Origin of the sequence: Gordonia sp. YY1 (genome assembly GCF_009872315.1) — a bacterium.
Classification (GTDB): Bacteria; Actinomycetota; Actinomycetes; order Mycobacteriales; family Mycobacteriaceae; genus Gordonia; species Gordonia amicalis.
In genome coordinates this window covers 17,006-34,337 of the sequence record NZ_WXYI01000015.1, presented here as the reverse complement: position 1 = coordinate 34,337, position 17,332 = coordinate 17,006, and the positions used below count along the sequence as shown (strand labels likewise).

General features: G+C 68.2%; 18 protein-coding genes and 1 riboswitch. Of the genes, 11 read left to right on the top strand and 7 right to left on the bottom strand.

Annotation, left to right across the window (positions count from 1 at the left end; all coding sequences use genetic code 11):
* The first annotated feature begins 33 nt into the window (after positions 1-33).
* The 5 genes from BPODLACK_RS17690 to BPODLACK_RS17670 all read left to right on the top strand — a co-directional run bounded on the left by BPODLACK_RS17690 (position 34) and on the right by BPODLACK_RS17670 (position 3,250).
* Positions 34-243, top strand: coding sequence for a hypothetical protein (locus BPODLACK_RS17690; protein WP_024499892.1), 210 nt, complete (start codon positions 34-36; stop codon positions 241-243).
* Between the two features lie 5 nt (positions 244-248).
* Positions 249-794: a flavin reductase family protein gene (locus BPODLACK_RS17685; RefSeq protein ID WP_006438215.1), complete on the top strand. Its 546-nt coding sequence runs from the start codon at positions 249-251 to the stop codon at positions 792-794.
* 13 nt (positions 795-807) lie between these two features.
* Positions 808-1,896 carry a GTP 3',8-cyclase MoaA gene (gene moaA, locus BPODLACK_RS17680; RefSeq protein ID WP_024499891.1) on the top strand — a complete coding sequence of 363 codons (1,089 nt, stop codon included), beginning with the start codon at positions 808-810 and terminating at the stop codon, positions 1,894-1,896.
* Between the two features lie 12 nt (positions 1,897-1,908).
* Entirely contained in the window at positions 1,909-2,157 is a 249-nt protein-coding gene (locus tag BPODLACK_RS17675) for a MoaD/ThiS family protein (RefSeq protein ID WP_024499890.1), read from the top strand.
* A gap of 251 nt (positions 2,158-2,408) precedes the next feature.
* Positions 2,409-2,609, top strand: a riboswitch (cyclic di-AMP (ydaO/yuaA leader).
* 5 nt (positions 2,610-2,614) lie between these two features.
* The gene (locus tag BPODLACK_RS17670) at positions 2,615-3,250 is read left to right on the top strand and encodes a transglycosylase family protein (protein WP_024499889.1); all 636 of its coding nucleotides are present in this window, start codon (positions 2,615-2,617) and stop codon (positions 3,248-3,250) included.
* Positions 3,251-3,438: 188 nt separating this feature from the next.
* Here the strand turns inward: BPODLACK_RS17670 and BPODLACK_RS17665 are convergent, their stop codons facing one another.
* Genes BPODLACK_RS17665 through BPODLACK_RS17650 form a run of 4 tightly spaced genes read right to left on the bottom strand, consistent with a single transcriptional unit; the run spans position 3,439 to position 5,173 of the window.
* Positions 3,439-3,870 carry a molybdenum cofactor biosynthesis protein MoaE gene (locus BPODLACK_RS17665; protein WP_006438211.1) on the bottom strand — a complete coding sequence of 144 codons (432 nt, stop codon included), beginning with the start codon at positions 3,868-3,870 and terminating at the stop codon, positions 3,439-3,441.
* A gap of 28 nt (positions 3,871-3,898) precedes the next feature.
* Complete coding sequence (locus BPODLACK_RS17660) at positions 3,899-4,402, bottom strand: MogA/MoaB family molybdenum cofactor biosynthesis protein (protein WP_024499888.1); 504 nt, start codon at positions 4,400-4,402, stop codon at positions 3,899-3,901.
* A complete protein-coding gene (gene moaC / locus BPODLACK_RS17655; protein WP_159405846.1) occupies positions 4,395-4,937 on the bottom strand; it encodes a cyclic pyranopterin monophosphate synthase MoaC in 543 nt (180 codons plus the stop codon). Before moaC ends, BPODLACK_RS17660 begins: the two co-directional genes overlap by 8 nt.
* A gap of 5 nt (positions 4,938-4,942) precedes the next feature.
* Positions 4,943-5,173, bottom strand: coding sequence for a hypothetical protein (locus tag BPODLACK_RS17650; RefSeq protein WP_006438208.1), 231 nt, complete (start codon positions 5,171-5,173; stop codon positions 4,943-4,945).
* An 88-nt stretch (positions 5,174-5,261) separates the two neighbouring features.
* Between BPODLACK_RS17650 and BPODLACK_RS17645 the strand changes: the two genes are divergently transcribed.
* The gene (locus BPODLACK_RS17645; RefSeq protein WP_159405845.1) at positions 5,262-7,505 is read left to right on the top strand and encodes an RCC1 domain-containing protein; all 2,244 of its coding nucleotides are present in this window, start codon (positions 5,262-5,264) and stop codon (positions 7,503-7,505) included.
* Positions 7,506-7,627: 122 nt separating this feature from the next.
* A complete protein-coding gene (locus BPODLACK_RS17640) occupies positions 7,628-10,039 on the top strand; it encodes a protein kinase domain-containing protein (RefSeq protein WP_159405844.1) in 2,412 nt (803 codons plus the stop codon).
* Positions 10,040-10,054: 15 nt separating this feature from the next.
* Here BPODLACK_RS17640 and BPODLACK_RS17635 read toward each other — a convergent pair whose 3' ends face one another.
* Positions 10,055-10,816, bottom strand: a complete 762-nt coding sequence (locus BPODLACK_RS17635) for an IclR family transcriptional regulator (protein ID WP_006438205.1) — start codon at positions 10,814-10,816, stop codon at positions 10,055-10,057.
* A gap of 149 nt (positions 10,817-10,965) precedes the next feature.
* On the opposite strand from BPODLACK_RS17635, the gene BPODLACK_RS17630 reads away from it, so the two are divergent.
* From BPODLACK_RS17630 to BPODLACK_RS17615, 4 genes are all read left to right on the top strand, one after another.
* The gene (locus BPODLACK_RS17630; protein ID WP_159405843.1) at positions 10,966-12,240 is read left to right on the top strand and encodes a DUF6986 family protein; all 1,275 of its coding nucleotides are present in this window, start codon (positions 10,966-10,968) and stop codon (positions 12,238-12,240) included.
* 49 nt (positions 12,241-12,289) lie between these two features.
* Positions 12,290-13,102, top strand: coding sequence for a bifunctional allantoicase/(S)-ureidoglycine aminohydrolase (locus BPODLACK_RS17625; RefSeq protein ID WP_006438203.1), 813 nt, complete (start codon positions 12,290-12,292; stop codon positions 13,100-13,102).
* A gap of 41 nt (positions 13,103-13,143) precedes the next feature.
* Positions 13,144-14,049 (top strand): alpha/beta hydrolase, encoded by a 906-nt coding sequence (locus BPODLACK_RS17620; protein ID WP_081598273.1) that lies wholly within the window; start codon positions 13,144-13,146, stop codon positions 14,047-14,049.
* A gap of 163 nt (positions 14,050-14,212) precedes the next feature.
* Entirely contained in the window at positions 14,213-14,830 is a 618-nt protein-coding gene (locus BPODLACK_RS17615) for a TIGR03086 family metal-binding protein (protein ID WP_159405842.1), read from the top strand.
* 55 nt (positions 14,831-14,885) lie between these two features.
* Here the strand turns inward: BPODLACK_RS17615 and BPODLACK_RS17610 are convergent, their stop codons facing one another.
* Together BPODLACK_RS17610 and BPODLACK_RS17605 are read right to left on the bottom strand one after the other, a co-directional pair.
* Positions 14,886-15,608, bottom strand: a complete 723-nt coding sequence (locus BPODLACK_RS17610; RefSeq protein WP_159405841.1) for an aspartate/glutamate racemase family protein — start codon at positions 15,606-15,608, stop codon at positions 14,886-14,888.
* 20 nt (positions 15,609-15,628) lie between these two features.
* Positions 15,629-17,182 carry an NCS1 family nucleobase:cation symporter-1 gene (locus BPODLACK_RS17605; RefSeq protein ID WP_159405840.1) on the bottom strand — a complete coding sequence of 518 codons (1,554 nt, stop codon included), beginning with the start codon at positions 17,180-17,182 and terminating at the stop codon, positions 15,629-15,631.
* Positions 17,183-17,332 lie beyond the last annotated feature (150 nt).

Below are 17,332 nucleotides of genomic sequence, written 5' to 3'. Positions count from 1 at the left end.
TCGTCTGCCGACGAGTGCACTACCGTGGATGGCATGCAGAAGACGACGTCCCCACGGTTGCTGCAGGTGGCCATGGTGATCTTCGCGATCGGACTCATCGCTCTCGTGGCGCTGTTCGTGACCCCGCTCCTCACCGACGGCGACACCGCCCCGACCTTCGTCTACCTGCTGACCATGTGCGCACCTCTGGGTTTTCTCCTCGGCCTGGTGTACGCACTCCGTGCCGGACGCCGAGCCAGGTGAGGACCGTGACAGCGACCATCGACACCACTCCAGACCTTGCCCCCGTCTCCGACGCCAAGGCCCTCCGGGAGGCGTTCAGCTGCTTCCCGAGCGGCGTCGTGGCGGTGTGTTGCCTACGGGGTGAGGGAGATTCGACCACGCTGATCGGAATGGCGGCGAGTTCCTTCACGACCGTCTCCCTCGACCCGCCGCTGGTGTCGGTGTGCGTCCAGAACACGTCGACGACGTGGCCGCAGATCCGTACCGCGCCGGCCATCGGGGTCAGTGTCTTCGCCGGCGACCAGACCGACGTCTGCAAGCAGCTCGCCGGTCCGGCGGAGCGCCGGTTCGACGGCATCACGCCGCTGAGCACCGACGCCGGGGCGGTGTTCGTCCCCGATGCGGCCGCCCACCTGTCGTGCAGCATCCACAACGAGATCCAGGCGGGCGACCACACCGTGGTGCTGCTGGAGATCAACACCCTGCGTGCCGATCCCGGTGTCGAGCCACTCGTGTTCCACGCCAGCACCTTCCGCGCTCTCGAAGCCCGCAAGGGTCCGAACGCCACGTGATCCGCAGGTCAGCATGAGCACGGTCGGCCTCGGGATTCCGATGCCACGGCCGCACTCGGCCGGGGCATCCGCCGACGCTCCCACGCAGGGCCCCCTGCGTGACACGTTCGGGCGGGTGGCGAAGGACCTTCGCGTCTCGGTGACCGACCGGTGCAACCTGCGCTGTACCTATTGCATGCCCGCCGAGGGCCTCGACTGGATGCCGACCGAGGCGGTGCTGAGCGCTGACGAGCTGATCCGGGTGCTGACCGTCGCGGTCCGCGACCTGGGGATCGAACGCATCCGGTTCACCGGCGGCGAGCCGCTGCTGCGGGGCGACCTCGAGCAGATCATCGGTGCCGTCTCCGCACTGCCGCAACGCCCGGAGATCGCGATGACCACCAACGGTCTCGGACTCTCCCGGCGGATCGACGGGCTCGTGGCGGCCGGCCTCAACCGCATCAACATCTCCCTCGACACCGTCGACCGGGAACGATTCGCCGAGATCACCCGACGCGACCGGCTCGACGACGTGCTGACGGGTCTGGCGGCCGCCAGACGCGCGGGACTCGACCCCGTCAAGGTCAACGCCGTGATCCCCGACCGCGCCGACCTCGACGCCGTACCGGATCTCCTCGCCTACTGCCTGGAGCACGGCTACGAGCTGCGCATCATCGAACAGATGCCACTCGACGCCGATCACGCCTGGCAGCGATCCCGGATGGTGACCGCCGACGAGATCCTGGCGACCCTGCGCACACGGTTCACCCTGCTGCCCGATCCGGCACCGCGCGGCAGCGCGCCGGCGGCCACGTGGCTCGTCGACGGCCATCGGACGTCCCGGGGCCCGGCAAAGGTCGGGGTGATCGCGTCGGTCACCCGCCCGTTCTGCGGCGACTGCGACCGCACCCGGCTGACCGCCGACGGCTCGCTGCGCAACTGCCTGTTCGCGTCCTCGGAAACAGATCTGCGCACCACCCTGCGAACCCTGCCCGACGACGAGGTCGACGCGGCCGTGGCGGCGCTGTGGCGCACCGACATGTGGCAGAAGGCGCCCGGGCACGAGGTGAACGCCGCCGGCTTCCAGCAGCCGTCGCGGCCCATGTCCGCCATCGGTGGATAGGCTCGGGTTCCGATGAACCTCACCGTCCGCTTCTTCGCCGCCGCGCGCGCCGCCGCCGGCACCGAGTCGCGGGTCGTCGACATCGACCCGGCGACCACCCTCGGAGACCTCGAGTCGACACTGTCCGCCGGCAACCCCGGATTGGCGACGGTTCTCGAGCGTTGCTCCTACCTCCGCGACGAGATCGCGCTCACTGACCGTTCACAGCCGCTCGGCATCTGCTCGACACTGGACGTCCTCCCGCCGTTTGCCGGTGGTTGATACCACTTCGGGCATGTGACCTTTGTCACATAACGGAGTGGTAACGAGCAGGCCACGGGAGCGCATCCGGCCCGATGAACTGGGATGACGCCGAAAGTGGGTCGGGAGACCAGGATCTGGCGCGAAAATCAGTTGCGAACTAGCAGGTGAATCACTCCATCGAACGACGTACTGTACGAAGCGACCTTCTCGAAGGTCACGGTAAGGAAACAGAACATACGTCCTGCCGGCCGCGCCGAGCCTCGCTCCGCCGGTGGGAACGACCGAACGAATCTAGGAGCGAGGACGGGGGACCCAACCTCATCCCCTGAGACCGGGCACCACACCAGGTGTCCTCGGGGTTAAGTCCCAGGCGCAGAACCGTGATTAACATTCACGGGGACGCACTGGGGCCGAGCAACCTCTCGCTCGAACCCGACAGCTGACTTCGTAGGCGCGTGGAGAGAGGAATCGATCTATGACCGGACGTCACCGCAAGCAGACGACCAGCTCGACCACCAAGACCATCACCAAGGTCGCCCTCACCGGCGCCGCCCTCGGTGGCGGAGCCGCCCTCATGGGCACCGGTACCGCGAACGCCGCGACCGACGCCGAATGGAACAAGGTCGCCCAGTGTGAGTCCGGCGGTAACTGGGCCATCAACACCGGCAACGGCTACCACGGCGGCCTGCAGTTCTCGCCGAGCACCTGGAGCGGCCACGGCGGCGGCGAGTTCGCCCCGACCGCCGAGCAGGCCACCCGCGAGGAGCAGATCGTCGTCGCCGAGCGCGTGCTCGCTTCGCAGGGCAAGGGCGCATGGCCCACCTGCGGCGTCGGCCTCTCGGGTCACACCCCGCGCACCGCGCCGAGCGATGTCCCGGCCCCGATCGTCAAGCAGCTCCAGGACGGCAACGGCAGCTTCAGCCTCGTCAAGGCCCCTGAGGCCAAGACCACCGACGACGTCGCCAACCAGGTCACCTCGGTCCTCACCGACTCCGGCGTGAGCCCCGAGGTCAAGAACCTCTGGAACGCCGCCAAGAGCAGCGGTGTCTCGCTGAGTCCCGAACAGATCAAGCTCTTCAACGACAACAAGCACCTGCTGCCCAACCCCTGATCTGCAGGTAGCCCGGACACCGATTCGGAGCAACGCAGAGGGCCACAGACAAAGGGCCCCGCACGATGAGCGATCCGTGCGGGGCCCTTTTCCAATTCTTCACGCTCCCTGAGGTGCGAAGAGCGATAGCGACGAGCCATCTCCTGCTCCCTGAGGTGCGAGGAGCGATAGCGACGAGCCTCGAAGGGCTAGGCCGAGTTGATCCACTCCTCGGTGCCGTCGTCGTAGTACTGGTGCTTCCAGACCGGCAGACGCGCCTTCACCTCGTCGACGAGCCGCGCGCACGTCTCGAATGCGGCGCGGCGATGGTCGGCGGCCACGGTCACCACGAAGGCGACATCCCCGATCTCGAGTTCTCCGACGCGGTGCGAGACCGCGACCGCGCGCACACCGTCGACCGACGAGACCTCCTCGACGACCTCGGTCAGCACCCTGGACGCCGTCGGATGGGCGGAATAGTCGAGAGCGGCGACGTTCCGGCCGCCGTCGTGGTCGCGGACCGCGCCCACGAAGCCGACGATCGCGCCGGCCTTCCCGTCGGCGGCGTCGGCGACCATCGCCTCGTGGTCGGCGAGCCCGATCGGCTCCTCCGACACCGCGGTGTGTACGACTACGGTCATTCGCGAATCCTGTCCTGTCGCGGGACGATCAGTGATCCCCGCCGCGGATCTGATCGAGTGCGTGGTGCACGACGTCCGTGAGGACGGTCAGGCCGTCCCGTACGCCCCCGGTCGAGCCGGGCAGGTTCACCACCAGTGTCGTCCCGGCGACGCCGGCGAGGCCGCGTGAGAGCACGGCGGTCGGGACCGTGGGCAGTCCGGCCGCACGGATGGCGTCGGCCAGGCCGGGGATCTCGACGTCGAGCAGCGGTCGCGTCTCCTCGGGGGTGCGGTCGGTGGGTGAGAGACCTGTTCCGCCGGTGGTGATCACGAGGTCGACGCCGGCGTACACGGCGGCACGGATCGCGGCGCCCACGGGCGGCCCGTCGGCCACCACATCGCGTTCGGCGACGCGGAAACCCTGCTCGACGAGCCAGCCCTCGATGATCGGACCGGTGCGGTCCGGGTAGATCCCGGTACTCGCGCGCGTCGACGCGACGACGATCTGCGCGACGCGTCGTCGTGCGGGGTCGGGCGGCGTGTTCTCAGCCATCGGCCGGGTCGTCCCGGTACCAGTCGCCGGATTTGCCGCCGGTCTTCTCGAGCAGGCGGATCCCGTCCATGCGCGCCCGCTTGTCCACGGCCTTGACCATGTCGTGCAGCGTCAACCCGGTGACGGCCACCGCGGTCAGTGCCTCCATCTCGACGCCCGTCTGGCCGGACGTGGCGACGGTCGCGGTCACGTCGATGGAGTCGGTGCCGATGGTGAAGTCGACCTCCACCGACGACAACGCCAGCTGATGGCAGAGCGGGATCAGCTCGTCGGTGCGTTTGGCCGCCATGATCCCGGCGATGCGCGCGGTCGCGAGAACATCGCCCTTGGGCAGCTTCGACTCACTGAGCAGACCGATCACCTCGGCCGTGGTGTGAAAGGTGCCGCCGGCGATCGCACGACGCTTCGTCGGGGCCTTGTGTCCCACGTCGACCATGCGCGCCGTCCCGGCGTCGTCGATGTGCGTCAGGCGACCGGCGTCGGCACCCTCACCCGAAAAGACCGACCCGCCGCCGTCATCTCCGGTGGTCGGCATCGGTATCAGCGGTTGACGACCGTCTTCGACTGCACGAAGGGCAGATCGTCGACCGGGAGCGGGAACTCGACTTCACCGAACGGGGACAGTGCACCCGAGATGTGCGTCGCGAGTTCGGAGACCGCATGGTCGGCGGCGTCACCGTTGTCATCCTGGGGCCAGCCGTTGTCGACGTAGCGCTTCTTGCCGGCCTTCTCACCACTGTTGTTTGCCACGGGAGCATTGTGCCACGCCATTCGAATGAAGAAGTGCCGTGTCCGGGGCATGGCGGCCGGAGCGGGGCTATCGTCGTCGCATCACCGGTCACGCCACCAGGAGGCGCTGATGGCCCACCACCCTGAACAGGTCGCCGGCTACCGGGTGATCAGCCGCCTGGGCACGGGCGGCATGGGGACCGTCTACCTGGTGGAGAACCCCCAACTGCGGCGGCGTGAGGCGCTCAAGGTCATCTCGATCGCCGAGACCGTCGACGAGGAGTTCGTCCGTCGGTTCAGCCGGGAGGCCCAGACCGCTGCTGCCCTCGACCACCCCAACATCGTCACCATCTATCACTACGGCGTCACCGACGACGACCCGTGGTTCACGATGACCTACCTCGACGGACAGGACCTGCGTCGTAGTTCGTTCCGGCCCGACGAGATCCTCACGGTCGTCGACCGCGTCGCCGACGCCCTCGATTACGCCCACGCGCACGGTGTCGTGCACCGCGACATCAAGCCGGGCAACATCCTCGTCACCAGGCGGGCGATGGACGGCGCCCTCGACCGGGTAGTCGTCCTCGACTTCGGGATCGCGAAACTCGCCACCGCCACCACGCTGACCGCACCGTCGTCGTTCGTCGGCACGCTGGTCTATGCGGCCCCGGAGATCCTCGACGGCAAGCCCGCGGGCCCGGCGTCGGATCAGTACGCGCTCGCCTGCACCGCCTACGAGCTGCTCTCCGGAACCACCCCGTTCGACGCCGACACCCAGACCCGGCACATCGTCGCGAAGCTGACGTCGCCGCCGGAACGGATCAGCCGGTATCGCCCCGACCTCGCCGCGCTCGACCCGGTCTTCGACCGTGCCCTGGCCCGCGGCCCGCTGGACCGCTACCCCACGTGCCGCGATTTCGCCGCGGACCTGCGTGCGGCGCTCGGCCGGTCGGGACCCGACGCCCGATCCGGCACCTCGGCGACTCACTTCGTCCCGCCACTGGCACCGGAGACCTTGCCGCCGCCCGCCCAGCAGCCGCGGTATCCGGGTCCGTCCCAGCAGAGTCCGCCCCAACAGAGTCCCCCGCTGTACGCGCAGAGCCCGTCCGGGCGGCAGCCTCCTTCCGAGACACAGCACCGGTCGTCGCCCGGCTTCACTCCCCCGCTCCCCGCGCACTCGGCCCCCACGCAGGCCGCGCCGCCGGGTCGTCGACGCCGATGGCCGTGGATCGCCGGTGCGGCTGCGATCGTCGCGGTGCTGGCGGCGGTCGCGGCCGTCGCACTGGTCACCCAAGGTGGTGATGACGACGGCGGCGCTGCGTCGGGCCCGCAGGCCGCCGAGGCGTCCGAGGTCCCGCTCAGCGCGGGCCTGGGCACCACCTGTTCGATCCGCGACGGCACCGCCTACTGCTGGGGCGACAACCAGGCCGGGCAGCTCGGCGACGGCACCACGACCAACCGCTGGAAACCCACGCGCGTCGCCGACCTGTCCGGCGTCACCTCCATCACCACCGGCGGTCCCAACAGCTGCGCGATCGCCGCCGGCGTCGCCTACTGCTGGGGCAACAACGACTACGGGCAGATCGGTGACGGCACCACGACCAGTCGGTGGAAGCCCACGCGGGTGGCCGATCTCACCGACGTCACCGCGATCTCGACCGCCAACTGGGCGACCTGCGCGATCTCCGCGGGACTCGCCTACTGTTGGGGCACCAACGATTTCGACCAATTGGGTGACGGTTCGACGGCCAACCAGTACCGCCCGGTGCGCGTCGCCGGACTCGAGGACGTGACCTCGATCAGTGTCGGCGTCAACTTCACGTGCGCGGTCGCGGGCGGCGACGCCTACTGCTGGGGCCTCAACGACAACGGTCAGGTCGGCGACGGCACCACCTACAACCAGTCGAAGCCCACCCGGGTGGCCGACCTCGACGCCGCGACGTCGGTGTCGGCCGGCGCCCAGGCCGCCTGCGCCATCGCCGGCGGCAGCGCATATTGCTGGGGCAACAACGCTTTCGGGCAGCTGGGCGACGGCACGAAGGAGTCGCGCACCACCGCGACGCAGGTGTCCGGCGTCGACGGCGTGACCGGCATCAGCACCGGAACGGGGCACACGACCTGTGCGATCGCCGGCGCCGCCGGCTACTGCTGGGGCGCCAACGCCTGGGGATCGGTCGGCTACGGCACCCTCACCGACCGTCCGAATCCCACCCGGCTCAACGGATTGTCCGATGTCACCGCGATCTCGGCGGGCGAACGAACGACGTGCGCCCTCGCGTCGTCGTATGTCTATTGCTGGGGTTTCAACGCGACCGGTCAGCTCGGCGTCGGCAACACCGACGACCGCCTGACACCCACTCAGGTCGCGTACTAGGCACGGTCGCGTACAGCCGGGGGTCATCCGGTTGAAGGGTGCCCCAGACGGAGGTGCCTTCGGTATCGTCCCAGCGTACGTCCGCCAGGAGTCCGAGTTCATCGTCAGAAAGAGGTGTCGCCGTGCCGTTGAGTCCGGGCACCCACATCGCCGGCTACCGCGTGATCTCCCAGCTCGGTGCCGGTGGCATGGGCGAGGTGTATCTCGTCGAGAACCTGCAACTCGAGCGGCGGGAGGCGTTGAAGGTCATCTCGACGGCGGTCAGTGCGCAGCCCGGGTTCAACCAGCGCTTCACCAACGAGGCACGTACCACCGCGAAGCTCGACCACCGCAGCATCATCACGATCCACCAGTACGGCATCGAGGACGGTTCGCCGTGGTTCTCGATGAGCTACGTGGAGGGGAAGGACCTCACCGAGGAGCGGTTGAAGCCGGCCGAGGTCTCGACGGTCGTCACCCAGGTCGCCGACGCCCTCGACTACGCCCACCGGCACCAGGTGGTGCACCGGGACATCAAGCCCGCCAACATCCTCGTGACCCGCGACCCCGCGACCGGCCAGATCGATCGTGCACTCGTGCTCGACTTCGGTATCGCCAAGCTCGCCGGCTCGGCCAACCTCACCGGCACCCACTCGTTCATCGGGACCGTCGCGTTCTCGGCACCGGAAACCCTTGAAGGTGCCGACGCCACAGCACGTTCCGACCAGTACTCGCTGGCCTGCACCGCCTACGCCCTCCTCGCCGGGCAGCCGCCGTTCGTCGGCCAGTCCGAGCCGTCGGTGATGCTCGGCCACATCCAGCGCCCGGTCCCCCACATCGGCCAGCTACGCGGCGACCTCGCACAGCTCGACCCGGTCTTCCAGCGTGCACTCGCCAAGGACCCGGCGGCCCGCTATCCCGACTGCCGCAGCTTCGCCGCCGCACTGACATCGGCGATCGAAGCACCTGCGGCGCAGGGCAATACGATCGCGGCCGCAGCGGTTCCCCCGCCGACCCTCGTGGGCGGCAGCACCGGCGCACCGTCGGCACCGCAGCAACCGTACGGCCAGACCTACGGCCAGTACACCCCGCCGCCGCAGCCGACGATGACCGGACCGTCGGGTCCACAGCCGTTGATGAACCATCCCTCCGGTCCCGGCATGGCCGGCCCGAACATCTCCGGGTCGAATATGTCTGGGCCGAATATGTCTGGGCCGAACATGTCTGGGCCGCAGCCGCTTTACGGCACGCAGCCGCCGGCCGCCGCGCAGGCGGGATACCCGGGCGCACCAGCCACCCCGCCGAAGAAGAAGCGCACCGGCTTGATCATCGCCGGCGTCCTCGGCGCCGTGCTGGTGGTTGTCATCGGTGCGATCGCCGGCCTGGTCCTCCTCGGCAGCACCGTCGACGACCCGGAGAAGGCCACCGTGGCACAACCGTTGGTGAGCACCAACTTCGGCACCAGCTGCGCGATCGTCAACGGCGCCGTGAACTGCTGGGGCGACAACACCACCGGACAGCTCGGCGACGGGACGACCACTCCGCACAGTCGGCCGGCCACGGTCGGCGGGGTCACCGACGCGACGTCGGTCTCCGTCGGCGGCTACCTCACCGGCGACAACAAGTACGTGGGCACGGCCTGTGCGGTCGCCGCCGGCGCGGCGTGGTGCTGGGGCAACAACCACTACGGCGAGGTCGGCAACGACTCCGACGGCAACACGGTCGACGCCGCGACGAAGATCGGCACGATCTCCGACGTCAAGGCGGTCAGCACCGGCTGGGGCACCAGCTGCGCGGTCGCGGGCACCGACGCCTACTGCTGGGGCAACAACGAGTACGGCCAGCTGGGCACCGGCGGCACCGACCCCGTCTCGGTCCCCACCAAGGTCCCCGGCCTCGGCGTCGTCACCGACATCACCACCGCCTACGGCACCACCTGTGCCGTGTCCGACGGGTCGGCGTTCTGCTGGGGCAACAACGACAACGGGCAGATCGGCGACGGCAGCACCACCGAGCGGTCGGCGCCGGTGAAGATCGGCGGCCTGAGCGACGTCGCCGACATCACCCTCGGCGGCTACCACGAGTCCGATCCCGACGACGACAACGACCCGAGCACCAACACCAGCACCTACTACCAGACGGCGTGTGCGATCGCCGGCGGCGGAGATGCGTACTGCTGGGGCGCGAACGCCTACGGACAGATCGGCAACGGCACCGCCGAACCGCGGAACACACCGACCAAGGTGAACGGCATCTCCAAGGCGTCGGCCATCTCCACCGACTGGGGAACCACCTGCGCGGTCGCCGACAAGAAGGCGTACTGCTGGGGCGACGACGACCGCAGCCAGCTCGGCTCCGGCGGAGGCTCGGTGAAGATCCCCCGCGAGGTCAGCAGTCTGACGGATGTCACCTCGATCTCGACCGGCAACGGTACGTCGTGCGCGATGGCTTCCGGTTCGGTCTGGTGCTGGGGCTTCAACAACGACGGGCAGATCGGTGACGGCTCGAGCGGCGAATCGGCCAATCGCACGACGCCGACGAAGCTGACGATCTGAGGCGGAGCGCCTGGTCTACGACTCCCGCGCGCCGATGAGCGCCTCGGAGATGATCCCGGCCGCCGCTCGAAGGGCCCCGACCGCGCGGGCGCGCAGGTCCTCGTCGAATCGGGCGACCGGCCCGGAGATGCCGACCGCCATGGGTGTCGGGGCACCGGGCACCGCGACGGCGATGCCGCAGACCCCGACCTCGTACTCCTGTTCGTCGGTGGCGACGCCCTCCGCCCGCACCTGCTCGACAGCGGCGAACACGCCGGACAACGACGTGATGCTCCGCTCGGTGGCGGCGGTGAGACCGGCCTGGGTGACGTGTTTCAGGATTCGTGCGTCGTCGAGTTCGGCGAGGACCGCCTTGCCGACGGCGGTGTTGTGCATCGTCACCCGACGCCCGACCTCGTTGTTGGTGCGCATGCTGTGCGGTGACGGGACCTGGGCGACGTAGATGACCATGTCGCCGTCGAGTACGGCGAGGCTCGCGGTCTCGCTCAGCTCGGCGACCAGGGACGTGAGCACGGGTGCGGCCACTGCCCCGAGCTGGCGGTTGGCCACCTCACCGAGTCGGATGAGCCGGGGACCCAGAGCATACGAGCGATTGGGCAGTTGCCGGACGTATCCGATGCCGACGAGGGTCCGCAGCAGCCGGTGGATGGTCGGCGGCGGCAGCGGCGACTCTGCCGACAGATGGCTCAGGGAACACTCGCCGCCGGCGCGTCCGATGAGTTCGAGCAGCTCGAACGCGCGCTCGACCGACTGGACACCGCCCGAGTTCCCCGCCATCGCCACCTCCGTAGTCCGGCGCAACTTTACGTTCCATCATGTGAAACCACAATCAGAGTCCACGCGAACATGAAGCTGCCGACGTGGAGATATTCAGCTAAACTCCACTCTGCGGAATTACTTTTCCATCGAATCGACGAAGGGTCTTCATGAGCGTGCAGTCCGGTCGCCTCGGTGCGGCCTTTCTCGCCCAGGTCGAGGCAGCCCTCGCCCCCGCGGACACTCTGCTGTCCGACCGGTATCCGGGCGAGGACGGAAGCCGTCAGCCGGTCCACACGGTTTACGTCCCTGCCGACCGCTTCTCAGCGGACCTCTCGCAGGAGTGGGGACGTGCGGCACTGAACACCGCCGCAGATCACGGCGGACTCGCGGCGATCGCCCGCGCGACCGACGCCGGGACCGACTCGGCCGCAACCGAACTCGCGGACCTCGTGGAGAACAAGCTGCGTACCGAGCCGATCGAGGATCTGCGCATCGACTTCGAGGACGGCTACGGCGTCCGCTCCGATGACGAGGAGGACGAGGCCGTGGCGGCTGCCGTCGCGGCAGTCCGCGACGCCGGCGCCACCTCCCCGCCGTTCATCGGCATCCGTTTCAAGTGCTTCGAGGCCGACGTCCGGGCCCGCGGACTGCGCACCCTCGACCTGTTCGTCTCCGGCTTGGCAGAGACGGGCGACCTACCCGCCGGGTTGACGCTGACCCTGCCGAAAGTCACCTCGGTCGACCAGGTGGCCGCGATGGTGACCGTCGCCCACGAGCTCGAACGGGTCCACGGGCTCCCCCACGGACGCATCGGGTTCGAGATCCAGGTGGAGACCCCGCAGGCGGTCATGGGGGTCGACGGCACGGCCGCCGTCGCCAAGATGATCCACGCCGGCAATGGTCGGGTGACTTCGCTGCACTACGGGACCTACGACTATTCGGCGTCCCTCGGTATCGCCGCCGCCTATCAGTCGATGGAACATCCGGCGGCCGACCACGCGAAGGCCGTCATGCAGCTCGCCGCGGCCGGCACCGGTGTGCGCCTGTCGGACGGATCGACGAACATCCTCCCGGTCGGCGACCGCGAGACCGTCGAGGCCGGCTGGGCGTTGCACTCACGTCTGGTCCGCCGTCACCTCGAGCGCGGTATCTACCAGGGCTGGGATCTCCATCCGGCCCAGCTGGTCACCAGGTTCCTGGCGACGTATGCCTTCTACCGCGACGGATTCGATTCCGCCGCAACGCGGTTACGCAACTACGCGCACCAGATCTCCTCGTCGGTGCTCGACGAACCGGCGACGGCTCGCGCGCTCGCCGGCTTCATCCGGCGCGGCGAGGTGTGCGGTGCGTTGACCGTCGACGAGGTCGAGTCCGCGACCGACCTGCCCATCTCGAAGGTTCGCGACCTCGCCCTGCACCGACCACCGGTCTCGGGTGCCTGAACCGAACCCCAAGCCCACCATGACCATTTCCGACTCGAAGGATTTCTCGATGACCGCGTCGCCGTACTACACACCCGCCGGCGGACTTCCGCCGCAGACCGATCTGCTCTCCGACCGCGCGGTGGTCACCGAGGCCTACACGGTGATCCCGCGTGGCGTGCTCCGCGACATCGTCACGTCGGTCTTCCCCGAGTGGACCGACACCCGCGCCTGGGTGATCAACAGCCCGGTTCCCGGTGGCGCGCAGACCTTCTCCCAGGCGATTGTCGAGGTCGCCCCCGGTGGCGGATCGCCGGCGCCGGAACCACAGCCGGAGGTCGAGGGATTTCTCTTCGTCACCGCCGGCGCGCTGACCGTCACGGTCGCGGGTGAGGAGCACGTACTGACCGAGGGCGGTTTCGGCTTCCTGCCGGCGGGCACCGAGTGGTCGGCGCACAACGCCGGCGACGCCCCCACGTCCTTCCACTGGATCCGCAAGCGCTACCAGCCGATTGCGGGTCACACGCCGGCGCCGAAGTTCGGCAACGAACGCGACATCGAGCCCTCCCCCATGCCCGACACCGACGCGTGGAGCACCACGCGGATGCTGGATCCACAGGATCTCGCGTACGACATGCACGTCAACGTCGTCACCTTCAAGCCGGGCGGGTCGATCCCGTTCGCCGAGACCCACGTGATGGAGCACGGGCTGTACGTCCTGGAGGGCAAGGCCGTCTACCGCCTCAACGAGGACTGGGTCGAGGTGCAGGCCGGGGACTACATGTCGCTGCGCGCCTTCTGCCCGCAGGCCTGCTACGCCGGTGGACCGTCGAATTTCCGGTACCTGCTCTACAAGGACGTGAATCGGCAGATCGTGCTCTGACACAGGCACTCCGGCGAGACGTGTTCCATACACTCTCGATCATGACCCGAACCGACATCCACGTCCCTTCCGGTGAAGGCTTCTGCGCGGCATGGCTCTATCAGCCGACCCCGCCCCGGCAGGAGGGCACATCACGGCCGGTCATCGTGATGGCTCACGGGCTGGGCGGCGTCAAGGAGATGCGCCTCGACGCCTTCGCCGACCGCTTCACCGCGATGGACTACGCATGCCTGGTCTTCGACTACCGCCATTTCGGTGGGAGTTCGGGCGAGCCACGCCAACTGCTCGACATCAACGAGCAACTGCAGGACTGGGAATCGGCCGTCGCGTACGCGCGCACCCTCGACGGCGTCGACCCCGACCGAGTCGTGTTGTGGGGAACATCCTTCGCCGGCGGCCACGTGATCATCACCGCCGCTCGCGACACTCGTGTCGCCGCCGTGATCGCGCAATGCCCGTTCACCGACGGCATCGCCTCTGCGTGGGCGATCCCGACACTGAGCTCGATCAAGATCACCGGCCGCGCTCTACGCGATGCCATCGGGGCCAGGTTCGGCCGGCCTCCGGTCATGATCCCGACCTACGGTCCGCCCGGATCGACGTCGCTGATGTCCACCCCGGACAGCATCGCCGGCATCACCGCGCTCATCCCGGAGGGCAGCGACATTCCCGAGGAGGTGGCCGCACGGTTCGGTCTCGACATCGTGCGCCACTTCCCGGGCCGGCAGGCACGCAACGTGACCTGCCCGATCTTCTTCGCCATCTGCGAGCGCGACAGCGTGGCGCCACCTCGACCGACCCTGAGGTACGCAGCCCAGGCGCCACGCAGCGAGATCAAGCTCTACGACGCCGGCCACTTCGACATCTACGTCGGCGACGACTTCGAGCGCAACGTCTCCGACCAGCTCGATTTCCTCAGCCGACACGTCCCCGTGAACCCGGGATGACTGCGGTGGCGCATTTGGGTGCACGCCTGGAGCACCACGTCAACGTCGCGCGTTCTGCCCGAAGGCCGGCTACGCCGAGGCCGCACGACGTCGCCGGCCGATGAGAAGTCCGCTGTTGGTCGGTCAGTCCCGGTGAGTACCCGGAGACGACGAGAGGGAGCGCATGTCCACCGACAACCCCAAGGCGCGATCGATATCGGCAGCTGCCGATCACGTGGTCGCCATGACTGCCACGATCGCCGATACGGAACTGGCCCGTCCGACCCCGTGTCGCGACCTGAACCTCGCCGCCCTGCTGACCCATGTTGACGGCCTGTCGCAGGCGTTCTCGGCTGCGGCACGCAAAGAGTTCGGCCCGCTGACGTCGACGCCGCCAGACCCGACGCAGAACCAGCAGACCCAACTGCCGTCGGAGTGGCGGGACGATATGCGACGTCACGTGCACGACCTCGCGGATTCGTGGGACGACGATGCCGCCTGGGAGGGGATGACCCAGGCCGGCGGTGTCGAGTTGCCCGCCGAGATCATGGGGATGGTGGCACTATCGGAATTGGTGCTACACGGCTGGGATATCGCGCGCGCCGCGGGCATCTCGTTCGATGTGCCCGATGAGATCCTTCAGGTCGTCTTCGACTTCCACTTCCCACCGCAACCGCAGGACGAGCGCGACGGCATGTTCGGACCGGTGGTCGAGGTGCCCGACGATGCACCCCTCGCCGACCGGCTCGCCGGCTTGACCGGTCGGGACCCGCGGTGGTCTCGGACAACCGCACAGAACTAGCCGTTGTGCGGGCCTCATCTCCGGACGCCCCTCGGACGGAACGGATACCCGTCGATCAGATCGTGAACGGCCAGCCGGTGATCTTCTTCTCCCGCGGCTGGGCGTAGGTCCGGACCTTCGACGTCGAGAGTCCCATCCGGACAAGACCTTCGGCGATCATGATGGCCGAGCGCACACCGTCGACGATCGGCACGCCGGTCGCGGCGCGGACCTGTTCCTCGAGTTCGGCCATCCCGCCGCAGCCGAGGCAGATCACCTCGGCGTGGTCGTCGGCAACCGCCTGCCGGGACTGTTCGACGATCGCCTTGACCGCCCGTTCCGGATCCGACTCGAGTTCCAGCACACCGAGACCCGAGGCCCGGACCGATGCGCAGCGCTGGTCGAGTCCGGCGAGCTTGAGCCGGTCCTCGATCAGCGGGACCGTGCGGTCCAGCGTCGTCACGACCGAGAACCGGTGTCCCAGATACATCGCCGTCGACGCCGCGGCCTCGGTGATGTCGACGACCGGGACCTCGAGGAGTTCCTGCAGTCCCTCGCGTCCGTGTTCGCCGTACCCGGCCTGGATGACGGCGTCATACGGCTCGGGGTAGGCGAGGATCGCGTCCATCACCGCGATCGCGGCGAGGTAGGACTCGAAGTTGCCCTCGCACGAGTCGGCACCGAACCGTGGTGTGATGCCGACGATCTCGGTGCCGGGCGAGGCGACCGAGCGTGCCGAGGAGGCGATGGCCTCGGTCATCGACTCGGTCGTGTTGACGTTGGCGACGAGGATGCGCATCGGATCTTCCTCCGGGGTTGTCAGTGGGTGCTGGGGACGGAGATCGGCTCACCCGACACCTCGGCGAACGGTCCCCGGCGGTCGGCCACCAGCAGGTAGACGACCGCGCCGAGACCGGCACCTATGAACCAGGAGAACTCCGAGACCACCTCGAAAGCCGAGACGAAGGCCATCACCAGGGCGATGGCGGCCGTCGGGACCAGGGCGACGATGGCCCGCATGTTCACGCCGTTGCGGTAATGGTAAGCGGCATCCGGGGCTTCGCTGAACAACGCGGGGACGTCGATCCGCGAGCGTCGGACGAGCCAGTAGTCGGCCATGACGATGCCGAACAGCGGCCCGAGGAGCGCACCGAGTCCACCGAGGAAGTAGTTGATCACCGCGGGCGAGTTGTAGAGATTCCACGGCAGGATGACCAGGCCGATGACCGCGGCGACGAATGCTGCACGCCGGAAGTCGAGGTGGCGCGGAAACAGGTTGGACAGCGCGTAGATCGGGGCGACGAAGTTGGCCATCAGGTTGACCGCCACGGTCAGGATCAACAGCGCCAGGCAGGCCAGCACCAGCAGGAAGGTGTTGGGCACGGTCTGGACGATGTCCGACGGCGACTCGATGACGCGGCCGTCGATCCGGAACTGGGCGCCGGCCAGGACGACCACGATGCCGCCGAACAGCAGCATGTTGAGCGGGATGCCCCAGAAGTTGCCGCGCACGATCGCCTTTCGCGATTCGGCGTTGCGGGTGAAGTCGCAGAAGTTCAGGACGAAGGTGCCGTAGATGGCGACCCACAGGCTGGCGCCGCCGATGATCTTGAGCCACATGTCTACACCGGTGAGCGAGTCGGGTGTCGACCACGCGATGGTCCAGTCGGCGTTGCTCAGCATCCAGATGGCCAGCGCGACCATCGTGATCAGGATGACCGGACCGGCGAAGGCCTCGTAGCGACGGATCATCTCCATGCCGTAGCTGACGATGATCACCTGGATGACCCACAACGACACGAAGGAGTTCCAGCCGAGGGTCGAGAGCCCGAGGAACCGGTTGGTGTCCAGATCGGCCGCACCCGGGAACAGCGCGACCAGCATGATCCGGAGGACGACGGACGCGAGGTAGGTCTGGATGCCGAACCACGCGATGGCGACTCCACCGCGGATGAGGGCCGGGATCTGCGCGCCGCGGATGCCGAACGAGATTCGGCTCATGACCGGGAACGGCACACCGGTCTTCTCGCCCATGAAACCGGAGAGGTTCAGAAGCAGGAAGAGGAAGACGCCGCCGAGCACCAGCGCCGTCAGGATCTGCCAGCCGCCCAGTCCGAGCGCGAAGAGGCCGATCGCGAACGCGTAGTTGCCGAGGCTGTGAACGTCGTTGGCCCACAACGTGAAGATGTTGTAGCTGCTCCAGCGTCGGCCGACGCGGCTGGTGGGCGCCAGGTCGTCGTTGTACAGCTTGGGACTCAGCCCGGCCGGGACGGTTCCGGTCACACCGTGCGCGTCCTCGGCGACGGGGATGCCGGTCCGGGACGTCGTCGACGTCGCCTCGTCGCGCTGGATCGTGGGCGGTTCAGTGCTCATCTCTGCACTTTCGGTCGGACGGTCGATGACCGCGCTCGTACACTCGCGAAGTTTCCGTGATGTGGAATTGGTGTTCCGCGTGCGTGAAGGTTATCCGCATCGTCAGGGGCGTTGTCAATAGCACCTCCCAGCACTACTCGCGAGTCGCGT